The organism is Paraburkholderia phymatum (assembly GCF_040965635.1).
Classification (GTDB): Bacteria; Pseudomonadota; Gammaproteobacteria; order Burkholderiales; family Burkholderiaceae; genus Paraburkholderia; species Paraburkholderia phymatum_B.
The window spans coordinates 697434-710336 of the sequence record NZ_JBFRCH010000001.1 but is presented as its reverse complement, the minus strand read 5'-3'; the positions used below and the strand labels follow the sequence as shown (position 1 = coordinate 710336).

General features: G+C 63.5%; 10 protein-coding genes. 7 read left to right on the top strand and 3 right to left on the bottom strand.

The features are described from left to right. Nucleotides 1-74 precede the first annotated feature (74 nt). The 6 genes from AB4Y32_RS03230 (at nucleotide 75) to dut (ending at nucleotide 7589) form a co-directional block, all read left to right on the top strand. Nucleotides 75-1067, top strand: a complete 993-nt coding sequence (locus AB4Y32_RS03230) for a bifunctional riboflavin kinase/FAD synthetase (RefSeq protein WP_368719941.1) — start codon at nucleotides 75-77, stop codon at nucleotides 1065-1067. A 211-nt stretch (nucleotides 1068-1278) separates the two neighbouring features. Then, nucleotides 1279-4116, top strand: a complete 2838-nt coding sequence (gene ileS, locus AB4Y32_RS03225; protein WP_368719940.1) for an isoleucine--tRNA ligase — start codon at nucleotides 1279-1281, stop codon at nucleotides 4114-4116. Then, nucleotides 4116-4616, top strand: coding sequence for a signal peptidase II (lspA, locus tag AB4Y32_RS03220; RefSeq protein WP_368719939.1), 501 nt, complete (start codon nucleotides 4116-4118; stop codon nucleotides 4614-4616). Before ileS ends, lspA begins: the two co-directional genes overlap by 1 nt. A gap of 179 nt (nucleotides 4617-4795) precedes the next feature. Then, complete coding sequence (coaBC, locus tag AB4Y32_RS03215) at nucleotides 4796-6007, top strand: bifunctional phosphopantothenoylcysteine decarboxylase/phosphopantothenate--cysteine ligase CoaBC (RefSeq protein ID WP_368719938.1); 1212 nt, start codon at nucleotides 4796-4798, stop codon at nucleotides 6005-6007. 76 nt (nucleotides 6008-6083) lie between these two features. Next, the gene (locus tag AB4Y32_RS03210) at nucleotides 6084-7088 is read left to right on the top strand and encodes an LLM class flavin-dependent oxidoreductase (protein WP_368719937.1); all 1005 of its coding nucleotides are present in this window, start codon (nucleotides 6084-6086) and stop codon (nucleotides 7086-7088) included. A 54-nt stretch (nucleotides 7089-7142) separates the two neighbouring features. Further along, complete coding sequence (dut, locus tag AB4Y32_RS03205) at nucleotides 7143-7589, top strand: dUTP diphosphatase (RefSeq protein ID WP_368719936.1); 447 nt, start codon at nucleotides 7143-7145, stop codon at nucleotides 7587-7589. A gap of 113 nt (nucleotides 7590-7702) precedes the next feature. On the opposite strand, the gene clpA is transcribed toward dut, so the two are convergent. After that, nucleotides 7703-10003, bottom strand: a complete 2301-nt coding sequence (clpA, locus tag AB4Y32_RS03200) for an ATP-dependent Clp protease ATP-binding subunit ClpA (RefSeq protein ID WP_368719935.1) — start codon at nucleotides 10001-10003, stop codon at nucleotides 7703-7705. After that, nucleotides 10000-10314 (bottom strand): ATP-dependent Clp protease adapter ClpS, encoded by a 315-nt coding sequence (gene clpS / locus AB4Y32_RS03195; protein WP_012399982.1) that lies wholly within the window; start codon nucleotides 10312-10314, stop codon nucleotides 10000-10002. Before clpS ends, clpA begins: the two co-directional genes overlap by 4 nt. A gap of 551 nt (nucleotides 10315-10865) precedes the next feature. Here clpS and cspD point away from each other — a divergent pair. Further along, a complete protein-coding gene (cspD, locus tag AB4Y32_RS03190) occupies nucleotides 10866-11072 on the top strand; it encodes a cold shock domain-containing protein CspD (RefSeq protein ID WP_017776809.1) in 207 nt (68 codons plus the stop codon). A 94-nt stretch (nucleotides 11073-11166) separates the two neighbouring features. Here the strand turns inward: cspD and AB4Y32_RS03185 are convergent, their stop codons facing one another. Continuing rightward, a complete protein-coding gene (locus tag AB4Y32_RS03185) occupies nucleotides 11167-12795 on the bottom strand; it encodes a multicopper oxidase family protein (RefSeq protein ID WP_368719934.1) in 1629 nt (542 codons plus the stop codon). Nucleotides 12796-12903: the final 108 nt, after the last annotated feature.

The window sequence follows — 12903 nt, the reverse complement described above, 5'->3', positions numbered from 1 at the left end:
CGTGTGTGGCCCTCTGCGTTTATAATCGATTGTTTTGCGGCATCTGGCCCGCTCAAATCCCATCGCCCGCTATTGTGAGAGTCTTTCGCGGTCTTCCCAATGCCGAGAGCCGTGCGCCTTGCGCGCTGACCATCGGCAATTTCGACGGTGTCCACCGCGGGCATCAGGCATTGCTCGCCCGTGTCCGCGCCGCCGCGGACGCGCGCGGCCTGCCCGTCTGCGTGATGACCTTCGAGCCGCACCCGCGTGAGTTCTTCAGTCCCGCGAGCGCGCCGCCGCGCATTGCGATGCTGCGCGACAAGCTCGAAGCGCTGCGCATGAACGGCGTCGACCGCGTGGTCGTCGAGCATTTCAATCACACGTTCGCGAGCCAGTCGCCGGATGCTTTCGTCGAAAGGATCATCGTCAACGGCTTGCATGCGCGCTGGGTGATGATCGGCGACGACTTTCGCTACGGCGCGAAACGCGCTGGCGATTTCGCTTCGCTCAAGGCAGCGGGCGAGCAGTACGGCTTCGAAGTCGAGCAGATGGCGACCGTCGCCGACCCGTCCGGCGCACGCATTTCGAGTTCCGGCGTGCGCGCGTCGCTGGTTTCAGGCGACCTCGACGCGGCGCGCGCCGCGCTCGGCCGCGACTATCTGATCAGCGGCCACGTCGTGCATGGGCTGAAGCTCGGCCGCGATCTCGGCTTTCCCACGCTGAATCTGCCGATCGCGCACAAGCGTCCTGCGCTGTCGGGCATTTTCATCGTGCGCGTGCATGGCATCGAAGACAAGCCGCTGCCCGGCGTCGCGAGCCTCGGCTTGCGTCCGACCGTCGACGATTCCGGCCGCGTGCTGCTCGAAGTGCACCTGCTCGACTGGCACGGCGATGCGTACGGCAAGCTGGTGCGCGTCGAGTTTCTGAAGAAGCTGCGCGACGAGGAAAAATTCGTCGACCTCGAAACACTGACGGCCGCGATCGCGCGCGACGTCACCCATGCCCGCGCGTGGTTCGAAGCGATCGGCGATGCGCCCGGCAGCCGTTCCACGGGCTTCGCCACATCGGCCACCGATCGAATTAGATGACCGATGCGGTACGTGCACGACGCATCGCATGACGCACGTACCGTCCGCCGCGCATAGAGGGGCGCCGCGCGCAGCATGAAGCTTCGACAGCAGCGTGCAATGCAATGGCCCCCGCGTCGTGCGCGACGCCGGGCGCAACGCGCCGCACCCGGCGCCACTCAGGCCTTTCGCGCATGCCGCGTCCTAACACCGTATTCACCGCTACGTAACCATGAGCAACAAGAAAGCCGATTCGAAACCGCAGGCCCGGTATCCCGTCAACCTGCTGGACACGCCCTTCCCGATGCGCGGCGACCTGCCCAAGCGCGAGCCGCAATGGGTCAAGGACTGGCAGGAAGGCAAGATCTACGAGAAGATCCGCGCCGCCAGCAAGGGGCGCAGGAAGTTCGTGCTGCACGACGGCCCGCCGTATGCGAACGGCGACATCCACCTCGGCCACGCAGTAAACAAGATCCTGAAGGACATGATCGTCAAGGCGCGCGACATGGCGGGCTTCGACGCCGTCTACGTGCCGGGCTGGGACTGCCACGGCATGCCGATCGAGATCCAGATCGAAAAGCAGTTCGGCAAGTCGCTGCCCGCCGCCGAAGTGATGCAGAAGGCGCGCGCCTACGCGACCGAGCAGATCGAGAAGCAGAAGGCCGGCTTCCGCCGTCTGGGCGTGCTCGGCGACTGGGACAATCCGTACAAGACGATGAACTTCGCGAACGAAGCCGGCGAAATCCGCGCGCTCGCGAAGATCATGGAAAAGGGCTACGTGTTCCGCGGCCTGAAGCCGGTGAACTGGTGCTTCGACTGCGGCTCGGCGCTGGCGGAAGCGGAAGTCGAGTACAAGGACAAGACCGATCCGACCATCGACGTGCTCTTCCCGTTCGCTGAAACCGGCAAGACGGCGCAGGCGTTCGGCCTTGCGTCGCTGCCGCGCGACGAGGGCGGCATCGTCATCTGGACGACGACGCCGTGGACGATCCCCGCCAATCAGGCGCTCAACGTGCACCCGGACATCACGTACGCGCTCGTCGATACGCCGCGCGGCCTGCTGATCCTCGCTGAGGAACGCGTCGAGGCGTGCCTGAAGACGTACGGCTTCGAAGGCCGCGTGATCGCGACGGCGCCCGGCGCGAAGCTCGCGAACGTGCGCTTCACGCACCCGCTCGCGTCCACGCACCCGGGCTACAAGCGCACGTCGCCCGTCTATCTGGGCGAGTACGTGACGACGGAAACGGGCACGGGCATCGTGCACTCGTCGCCGGCGTATGGCGTCGAGGACTTCATTTCGTGCAAGTCGCACGGCATGGCCGACTCGGACATCATCAACCCGGTGATGGGCGACGGCCGCTACATCGAATCGCTCGCGCTGTTCGGCGGCCTGTCGATCTGGGCGGCGAATCCGAAGATCGTCGAAGCGCTCGACGAAGCGGGCACGCTGCTGCGCACCGAAAAGTACGTGCACAGCTACATGCACTGCTGGCGCCACAAGACGCCGATCATCTACCGCGCGACGTCGCAGTGGTTCGCCGGCATGGACATCAAGCCGAACGACGGCGACAAGACCCTGCGCGAGACCGCGCTGGAAGGCATCGACGCGACGGCGTTCTATCCGTCGTGGGGCAAGCAGCGCCTCTTCGCGATGATCGCAAACCGTCCCGACTGGACGCTGTCGCGCCAGCGCCAATGGGGCGTGCCGATGGCGTTCTTCGTCCACAAGGAAACGGGCGAGCTGCATCCGCGCACGCTGGAGCTGCTCGAAGAAGTCGCGAAGCGCGTGGAAGTGTCGGGTATCGAGGCGTGGCAAACGCTCGATGCGCGCGAGCTGATCGGCGACGACGCGAACATGTACGACAAGAACCGCGACACACTCGACGTCTGGTTCGATTCGGGCACGACGCACTGGCACGTGCTGCGCGGCTCGCACAAGGACGAGCTGCAATTCCCGGCCGATCTGTATCTCGAAGGCTCGGACCAGCATCGCGGCTGGTTCCACTCGTCGCTGCTGACGGCGTCGATGCTCGACGGCCGCCCGCCGTACAACGCGCTGCTCACGCACGGCTTCACCGTCGACGGCGAGGGCCGCAAGATGTCGAAGTCGCTCGGCAACGGCATCGATCCGCACGAGGTCGCGAACCGGCTGGGCGCGGAAATCATCCGTCTGTGGATCGCGTCGACCGACTACTCGGGAGAACTGGCGATCTCCGAGGAAATCCTCAAGCGCGTGACGGAAAGCTATCGGCGTATCCGCAACACGCTGCGCTTCCTGCTCGCGAACCTGTCGGACTTCGACTTCGAGAAGCACGCGCGGCCCGTCAGCGAGTGGCTCGAGATTGACCGTTACGCGGTTGCGCTGACGGCCAATCTGCAAGCCGACATCCTCTCGCACTACGACAAGTACGAGTTCCACCCGGTCGTCGCGAAGCTGCAAACGTTCTGCTCGGAAGACCTGGGCGGCTTCTATCTCGACGTGCTGAAGGACCGCCTGTACACGACGGCGCCCGATTCGAACGCGCGCCGTTCGGCGCAAACCGCGCTGTATCACATCGCGCAAGGTTTGCTGCGTCTGATGGCGCCGTTCCTGTCGTTCACGGCCGAAGAAGCGTGGAGGGTGTTCCAGCCGCAAAGCGAAACCATCTTCACCGAGACTTATCACGCCTGGCCGGAAGTGCCAGACGCGTCCGCGCTGCTCGACAAGTGGACGCTGCTGCGCTCGGTGCGCAGCGACGTGACGAAGGCGCTGGAAGAAGCGCGCGTCGCAAACCAGATCGGCTCGTCGCTGCAGGCGGAAGTCGAGATTCGCGCGAGCGGCGCGCGTCACGATGCGCTCGCGAGCCTCGGCGCAGACCTGAAATTCGTGCTGATCACGTCGGGCGCGACTGTCGTGAAGGTGAACACCGAAGCGGAAGAAGGCGTCGACGTGATCACGTCGAAGTACCTGAAGTGCGAACGCTGCTGGCACTACCGCAAGGAAGTGGGCGAAAACGCCGAGCATCCGACATTGTGCGGCCGCTGCATCAGCAATCTGTTCGGCAACGGCGAAACGAGGAGCGCGGCATAATGTCCAGAACGCTGTCGAAATCGACGGGCGGTTCGCTCGCGCCGTGGCTGGGCGTTGCGGTCATCGTGATCCTGTTCGATCAGTTGACGAAGATCGCGGTGGCGAAGGTGTTTGCATACGGCTCGTCGCACGCGATCGCGCCGTTCTTCAACCTCGTGCTCGTCTACAACCGCGGCGCCGCGTTCAGCTTTCTCGCGATGGCGGGTGGCTGGCAGCGCTGGGCGTTCACGGCTCTGGGCGTCGCGGCGGCGTTGCTGATCTGCTATCTGCTCAAGCGTCACGGCACGCAGAAGCTGTTCTGCACCGCGCTCGCGTTGATCATGGGCGGCGCGATCGGCAACGTGATCGACCGTCTAATGTATGGCCACGTGATCGACTTCCTCGACTTCCATGTCGGCACGTGGCACTGGCCGGCGTTCAATCTCGCGGACAGCGCGATCACGATCGGCGCGGCGCTGCTCGTGTTCGACGAACTGCGACGCGTGCGCGGCGCGCGCTGAGCGCGACGCTTGACTTGAATAACAACAGGCTGCGCGCGGCGCATGTCCGGCCGCACGCAGCGCGCGAGCCTTCGGCAAAATCATAAGCCGTGCCGCTCGCGATCAGACAGCAGTCTTGCAGTGCGAAGCCGGCGCGCTTCACCGATGCGTCGGCCATCACGTCTTGTCGGAGGCATCAGTTGGCCACAGAACTCGCCGGAAAACACATCGTCCTCGGCATGACAGGCGGGATCGCCTGCTACAAGATCGCTGAACTCACGCGCCTCCTGACGAAGGCGGGCGCGACCGTCCAGGTCGCGATGACGGACGCAGCGACGCAGTTCATCACCCCCGTCACGATGCAGGCGCTGTCCGGCCGCCCCGTCTACACGAGCCAGTGGGACGCGCGCATTCCGAACAACATGCCGCACATCGATCTGTCGCGCGAAGCCGACGCGATCGTGATCGCCCCCGCCTCCACCGATTTCCTCGCGAAACTGGCAAACGGCCTGTGCGACGATCTCCTGTCCACACTTTGCATCGCGCGTGACTGTCCGCTGCTCGTGGTACCCGCGATGAACCGTCAGATGTGGATGAATCCCGCGACGCGGCGCAACGTCGCGCAACTGCGCGCGGACGGCATCGAACTGCTCGGACCGGATTCGGGCGCGCAGGCCTGCGGCGAAGTCGGCGACGGGCGCATGCTCGAACCGGAAGCCGTCTACGAGGCGATTGCATCGTTTTTCACGCGGAAAATCCTGGCGGGCCGCCGCGTGCTGCTGACGGCGGGCCCGACGTTCGAGCCGATCGATCCCGTGCGCGGCATCACGAACCGTTCGAGCGGCAAGATGGGCTTCGCGCTCGCGCGCGCGGCGCAACAGGCGGGCGCGGACGTGCATCTCGTCGCCGGGCCCGTCGGCCTGGAAACGCCGTGGGGCGTCTACCGTGAGGACGTGCAGACGGCACAGCAGATGCACGACGCCGTCATGCGCGCCGTGCCCGACTGCGACATCTTCATCGGCGTGGCGGCCGTCGCGGACTGGCGCATCGATCATGTTGCCGATCACAAGATCAAGAAGACCGCCGATCGCGCGATCCCGTCGTTCTCGTTCGTCGAGAACCCGGACATTCTGGCGTCGGTCGCGAAGCTGCAGCATGCGCCGTTCTGCGTCGGCTTTGCGGCGGAGAGCGGCGATCTCGACACGCACGGCGAAGAGAAGCGCAAGCGCAAGAACGTGCCGCTTCTGATCGGCAATCTCGGCCCGCAGACGTTCGGGCTCGACGACAACGAAGTCGTGCTTTTCGAAGCCGCCGGCATCACGCGGCTTCCGCGCGCGGACAAGCAGACGCTCGCGCGCGCATTGATCGCGGAAATCGCCAAGCGCCTGCCGGATGCGAGCGTGATCGCCTGAGCGTCGCAGCGCTCATCGTGTCATCGCGAATGGTCACGCTCGAATACGATCCCTCAGCCAATGCCATGGTGCTGTCATGACCCTGCTCTCCGTGCTCGACCAGACGCCCGTGATCGACGGGCATAAGGTGTCCGACGCGATTGCCGCGACGGTCGAACTTGCGCAACTCGCCGACGATCTCGGCTACACGCGCTACTGGTGCGCCGAACATCACGGGCTTTCTGGCCTGTCGAATCCGTGTCCGGAAGTGATGCTCGCGCGCCTGGGCAGCGTGACGAAGCGCATCCGTGTCGGCTCGGGCGGCATCATGCTGCCGTACTACAGTCCGTTCAAGGTCGCCGAGCAGTTCATGATGCTCGAGGCGCTGTTTCCGAACCGCGTCGATCTGGGCGTCGGACGCGCGCCGGGCGGCGACATGCGCACTGCGGAGGCGGTCGCGGCGGGCGCCTACAATTGCGGCGAACAGTTTGCGCAGCAGGTCGCCGATCTCGTCGCAATGATGGATGGCACGCTGCCTTCCGATCATCTCGGCTACGGCGTGCTGCTGCAGCCGCAAATCGAAACGCGTCCGCAGCTGTGGGTGCTCGGTTCCAGCGATTTCGGCGGGCTGCTGGCGGCGCAACTCGGCATTCGTTTCTCGTTCGCGCATTTCATCAATGCGCATTTCGGGCATGCCGTCGCGCAGACGTATCGCGAACGCTTCAAGCCTGGTCACGAGCAGAAACCGTATCTCGCGGCCGCTGTCTTCGTGATCTGCGCGGACACCGAGCGCGAAGCCGCCGACCTGGAAAAGGCCGTCGATTTGCGCCGCGTGCAGATGGCGTACGGCCTGAATGCGCCGATTCCGTCCATCGAGCAAGGGCTCGCGCAGGAATACGGCGAGCGTGAAGTTCTGGTCATCGACAGGGAAAAGCCGCGCAGCATCATCGGGACGCCGGAGTCGGTGACGGAACGGCTGCATGCGTTGCAGGAACAGTTCGACGCGGACGAGCTGATCGTGCTCACCGTTGCGGGCAGCTATCGCGCGCGTCTGCGCTCGTATGAACTGCTTGCCGAGGCGTTCGAACTCGGCAAGTCGTAGAAAAAACTTCGAATCAACAGACAACGTTACTTCTTCAACCTCTCACCGAACTGCATGAAACTCGACCTGAAGATTCTCGATCCGCGCATGCGCGAACAACTCCCCGCCTACGCGACGATGGGCAGCGCGGGCCTCGACCTGCGCGCCTGCCTCGAAGCGCCGCTGACGCTCGAGCCTGGCCAAACGGCGCTCGTGCCGACGGGCCTCGCGATCCATGTCGGCGATTCCGGCTACGCGGCGCTGATCCTGCCGCGCTCGGGCCTGGGCCACAAACACGGCATCGTGCTTGGCAACCTGGTCGGCCTGATCGACTCGGACTATCAGGGCCAGTTGATGATCTCCACATGGAATCGCGGCACGACCACCTTCACGCTGAATCCGATGGAGCGTCTCGCGCAGCTCGTAATCGTCCCGGTCGTGCAAGCCGCGTTCAATATCGTCGACGAGTTCGAAACGAGCGAGCGTGGTGAAGGCGGTTTCGGGAGCACCGGCAAGCACTGAGGCATTGCTCGTCTTCCCTTTGATGCATTTGACGTGCCGAAAATGAAAACGGCGTGGGTCGTAAAACCCACGCCGTTTTTGTTTTTGCTTCGGATCTGCGGAGCGACTGACGCTCAGTCCACTTCCACCGCTTCCGGATTCGGATTGCGCGGCGGCGCCGAGTTCTCGTCGAACGTCAGCTGGACCTTGTCGTCCGCATCGACGTCGACCGTCACGCGGCCGCCGTTCATCAGCTTGCCGAACAACAGCTCGTCGGCGAGCGCGCGGCGGATCGTGTCCTGGATCAGACGCTGCATCGGACGCGCGCCCATCAGCGGATCGAAACCGTGCTTCGCGAGATGCTTGCGCAGCGAGTCGGTGAAGAGCGCGTCGACCTTCTTCTCGTGCAACTGGTCTTCGAGCTGCATCAAGAACTTGTCGACCACGCGCATGATGATTTCTTCATCGAGCGAGCGGAAGCTGATCGTTGCATCCAGACGGTTGCGGAACTCCGGCGTGAACATGCGCTTGATGTCGACCATTTCGTCGCCCGTCTCGCGGCGCGTCGTGAAACCGATCGTCGACTTCTGCATCGACTCGGCGCCCGCATTCGTCGTCATGATGATGATGACGTTGCGGAAATCCGCCTTGCGTCCGTTGTTGTCTGTCAGTGTGCCGTGGTCCATCACTTGCAGCAGCACGTTGAAGATGTCCGGATGCGCCTTCTCGATTTCGTCGAGCAGCAGCACGCAATGTGGCTTCTTCGTCACGGCTTCCGTCAGCAGGCCGCCCTGGTCGAAACCGACGTATCCGGGTGGCGCGCCGATCAGACGGCTCACCGCGTGACGCTCCATGTACTCCGACATGTCGAAGCGGATCAGCTCGATGCCCAGCGTGAACGCCAGTTGCCGCGCCACTTCCGTCTTGCCGACGCCCGTCGGGCCGGAGAACAGGAAAGCGCCGATCGGCTTGTCGGTCTTGCCGAGGCCCGCGCGTGCCATCTTGATCGAAGCGCTGAGCGCGTCGATAGCAGGGTCCTGGCCAAACACGACGGCCTTCAGATCGCGGTCAAGCGTCTGCAGCTTGCTGCGATCGTCCTGCGACACGCTTTGCGCCGGCACACGCGCGATCTTCGAGATGATTTCCTCGATCTCGCTCTTGCCAATCGTTTTCTTCTGCTTCGACTTCGGCAGGATGCGTTGCGCCGCGCCCGCTTCGTCGATCACGTCGATCGCCTTGTCGGGCAGATGACGATCCGTAATGAAGCGCGCCGACAACTCAGCCGCCGCCGACAACGCACCCGACGAATACTTCACGCCGTGGTGCTCTTCGAAGCGCGACTTCAGGCCGCGCAGGATCGCCACCGTCTGCTCGACGGTCGGCTCGGTCACGTCGATCTTCTGGAAGCGGCGCGACAATGCCGCGTCCTTTTCGAAGATGCCGCGGAATTCGGTGAACGTCGTCGCGCCGATGCACTTGAGCGTGCCCGACGACAGCGCCGGCTTCAGCAGATTCGAAGCGTCCAGTGTGCCGCCCGATGCGGCGCCCGCGCCGATCAGCGTATGAATTTCGTCGATGAACAGGATTGCGTTCGGACGCTCCTTCAATTCCTTCAGGACCGTCTTCAGGCGCTGTTCGAAGTCGCCGCGATACTTGGTGCCCGCGAGCAACGCGCCCATGTCGAGCGAGTAGACCTGCGCATCCACCAGAATGTCCGGCACTTCGCCGCGCGTGATCCGCCAGGCGAGGCCCTCGGCGATCGCCGTCTTGCCGACGCCTGCCTCGCCGACCAGCAGCGGATTGTTCTTGCGTCGGCGGCACAGCACCTGCACGACGCGCTCGACTTCCGCTTCGCGTCCGATCAGCGGATCGATGCGGCCGTCCTTCGCCATCTGGTTCAGGTTCTGCGTGAACTGCGCGAGCGGCGTTTCCTTCTGCGCAGCGGCTTCGTCCGATTCGACGCTCGCGTCGGTCGACTTCGCGGCTTCCGAGCTGTTCGTCTTCGCGATGCCGTGCGAAATGAAGTTGACGACGTCCAGACGCGTGACACCCTGTTGTTGCAGGTAGTAGACCGCGTGCGAGTCCTTCTCGCCGAAGATCGCGACCAGCACGTTTGCGCCCGTCACTTCCTTCTTGCCATTCGACGTGGACTGAACGTGCATGATCGCGCGCTGGATCACGCGCTGGAAACCCAGCGTCGGCTGAGTATCGACGTCGTCGGTGCCCGGAACGGTCGGCGTATTGTCGTGAATGAAGTTGCGCAGGTTCTGACGCAGGTCTTCGATGTTGGCAGCGCACGCGCGCAGCACTTCGGCCGCCGTCGGGTTGTCCAACAGCGCCAGCAAAAGATGTTCGACCGTAATGAACTCATGCCGCGCCTGGCGCGCTTCCATGAACGCCATGTGCAGGCTGACTTCCAGTTCCTGGGCAATCATGCTTCCTCCATCACACACTGCAGCGGATGCCCGGCCTGCCGTGCGTGGGTAACGACTTGCTCGACTTTGGTCGACGCGATGTCCCGCGTGTAGACCCCACAAACTCCCCTGCCCTCGCGATGGACCTTCAACATGATTTGTGTCGCGGTCTCACGATCCTTATTGAAATATTCCTGCACGATCATCACGACGAATTCCATCGGCGTGAAATCGTCATTCAACAGCACCACCTTGAACATGGCAGGCGGTTTCAGCTTTTGTTCCTGCCGCTCCAGTACGGTGTTGTCCTGCTTGTCCGGGATAATCGCCATACACCCATTCTAAACAACTCGGACAGGCCCGCAATCCTGTCAAAACCCGACCGGCTGGTCGGACATCAGTTCCCTCCGGCCCGTTGGAGCGGCCTCTCGTGGGTGCGCTTTGCGCCGGGCCGATTGCGGTCGCGGCCCTCCGAAATATTCGATGTACATCTGTGTTGCAACGTAATGACTTCGGTCGGATTGAGTATCGCACAACCCGGGCCAGCGGGCTGACGGCGCGTCCGTTCAATACCGGCCTCTTCCTCGCAGTACAGCATGTGCGTTGATTATGCGACTTTTCAAGATGCCACGCTTGCGCGACAACACACATGCAAAGCGGTAAAAACCCTGGAAATTGGTTCTTTACAACGGAGAATTGAGCGTCTCAAAATTTTCTTGACACTCGAATAAAGAGACTCAACAATCAAGCTGGCACTTTTTTCAATAAGTGGTCTATACGAAAAAATGCCGTTGGTGAGCTTGTGAGGAGGGGCGACTGCATCCTGCGGTCGTTGAGCTTTTCGAGGGCTCGTGGCAGCTTTTGAGTTACAGGGGAAGTTGGTATGGCAACTGGTACGGTCAAGTGGTTCAACGACGCGAAGGGTTTCGGATTCATTACGCCCGACGAAGGCGGAGAAGATCTGTTTGCACACTTTTCGGCTATCCAGATGAACGGTTTCAAGACCCTCAAGGAAGGCCAGAAGGTCAGCTTCGAGGTCGTTCAAGGCCCGAAGGGCAAGCAGGCATCGAACATTCAGGCCGCAGCCTGATACGTTCGGTACGGCACCCTTGAAAACCCGGCGTCACGCCGGGTTTTTTCGTTTCTGGCGCACGTCGCGCCGCTATCGGTATCTACGGCAGCAATCAGACGACCTTGAGGGTCGCCATCATGCCCAGGTCCTCGTGTTCCAGAATGTGGCAGTGGAACATCCGCTCGCCCGCGTCGCGCTGGACCGTCGCGATGCGCACCGTCTCTCCCCGCTGCACGTTGACGGTATCCCGCCATGCGAGATACGGCTCGGTCGTCTTCGCGCCATCCAGCTCGCGCCCGATCACCTGGAACTGCGTGCCGTGCAGATGAAACGGATGATCCATGTCGGTGCGGTTTTCGATCGACCAGATTTCGACTTCGCCCGCCCGGCTGGTTAGCGCGATGCGCAATGGATCGAATGTTGCGCCGTTGATCATGAACTTCATGCCGGGGGGCAGCGCGGACATCATCGCGCCGGGACGGTGCATTGACTTCATGTCCATCGCTTCCTCGAAGACGACGGATTTGCGCGGCACTTTGCCGGCGGCCGTATCAGCCGACGACAACAGCGGCGCGATGGGCCGCAGCGTCGGCGGCACGGCGCGCGCCGCCGACGGGCGTGGCTCGAATCGGACATCAGCGAGCGCTTTCGCCGGATCGGCCGGCAGGCTGCGGCCTTCCGTCATCGTCATCTTGCGGCGGTCATGGACGGCAGCGGTGAGAACAGCCGTCGACGGCTGCGCACCCGCGCGCACGACGATCTCCGCGCGCTCACCGGGCGCGAGCAGCAGCTCCGTCAGACCGTCGCGCGGCTTGTCGAGCAGACCGCCGTCCGTGCCGACCTGCGTGAAAGTCTGTTCGTTGCCGAACGATAATCTCAGATAGCGGGCACTGCATCCGTTCCACAAACGCCAGCGCTCGTCCTGCGCAACGGTGAGACGCGGACGGCGCGCGCCGTTCACCAGAACGAACTGGCCTTCGCGGCCGTTCATCCAGTCCATCATGTCGTTCGGCGCGACGGACGCATCGCTCGCGAGCTTCAGGTCCGAGAAGAACAGATGCCGCTCCGGAAACGCGGCGAGGGGATCGTCGGCCGCGCGCACGATGATCGGTCCGGCCAGCCCGCGAAACACCTGCTCCGCCGTCATCATGTGCGGATGCGGGTGATACCAGTACGTGCCCGCGCTGCCCCGCGGCAGCGTGAAGCGATAGACGTGCGTGGCGCCCGGCGCGATAGGGTTCGTCGGATTGCCGTCCTGATCGGGCGGCACGGGCAGTCCGTGCCAGTGGATCGTCGACGGCTGCGGCAAACGGTTGACGAAACGGATTTCGACGGTGTCGCCTTCGCGCACGTCGATCAGCGGACCGACGATCGAGCCTTGCGCAGCATCGCCGTAGAGCCACAGCGCGGTCGAATGTCCCGGCATCAACTGGCGCCGCACGGACTGCGCGACGAGCGTCGCGCGGAAGACGCCCGGCTCGCTGCTCTCGTTCGCGAGCTTGCGGAATGCGGCGAGTGGCGCGCCCGCGGGCAGCGCGGATTCGGGCGCGAGATTCCCAGCGGACGGAGCGGCGTGCGAGTGCGCCGCGTGATCCGGCGACATGCCGGGCATGTCTTTCATATCGTCCATGCCGGACATGCCGTGCATCGAGTGCATCGAGTGCTGTGCGAAAACGTCGCGCGCGAAGAGCGAAGCAACAGCGGCGCTCAACGTGCGGACGAGGAATTCCCTGCGAATCATGGATCGTTTCCTTGCTGATGCGGCGCGGCAATCAGATTGCTCGCTGCGCGCACGGATCGTGTGGCGAGTTGCGAGCGCGCGTGCGCTCACCCATCGAGTTGCGTTTTG

What these genes read in the sequence shown, in the direction of transcription:
- ileS (WP_368719940.1), top strand. Translation starts at nt 1,279, where the DNA reads ATGAGCAACAAGAAAGCCGATTCGAAACCGCAGGCCCGGTATCCCGTC.
- lspA (WP_368719939.1), top strand. Translation starts at nt 4,116, where the DNA reads ATGTCCAGAACGCTGTCGAAATCGACGGGCGGTTCGCTCGCGCCGTGG.
- AB4Y32_RS03210 (WP_368719937.1), top strand. Translation starts at nt 6,084, where the DNA reads ATGACCCTGCTCTCCGTGCTCGACCAGACGCCCGTGATCGACGGGCAT.
- dut (WP_368719936.1), top strand. Translation starts at nt 7,143, where the DNA reads ATGAAACTCGACCTGAAGATTCTCGATCCGCGCATGCGCGAACAACTC.
- clpA (WP_368719935.1), bottom strand. Translation starts at nt 10,003, where the DNA reads ATGATTGCCCAGGAACTGGAAGTCAGCCTGCACATGGCGTTCATGGAA.
- clpS (WP_012399982.1), bottom strand. Translation starts at nt 10,314, where the DNA reads ATGGCGATTATCCCGGACAAGCAGGACAACACCGTACTGGAGCGGCAG.
- cspD (WP_017776809.1), top strand. Translation starts at nt 10,866, where the DNA reads ATGGCAACTGGTACGGTCAAGTGGTTCAACGACGCGAAGGGTTTCGGA.
- AB4Y32_RS03185 (WP_368719934.1), bottom strand. Translation starts at nt 12,795, where the DNA reads ATGATTCGCAGGGAATTCCTCGTCCGCACGTTGAGCGCCGCTGTTGCT.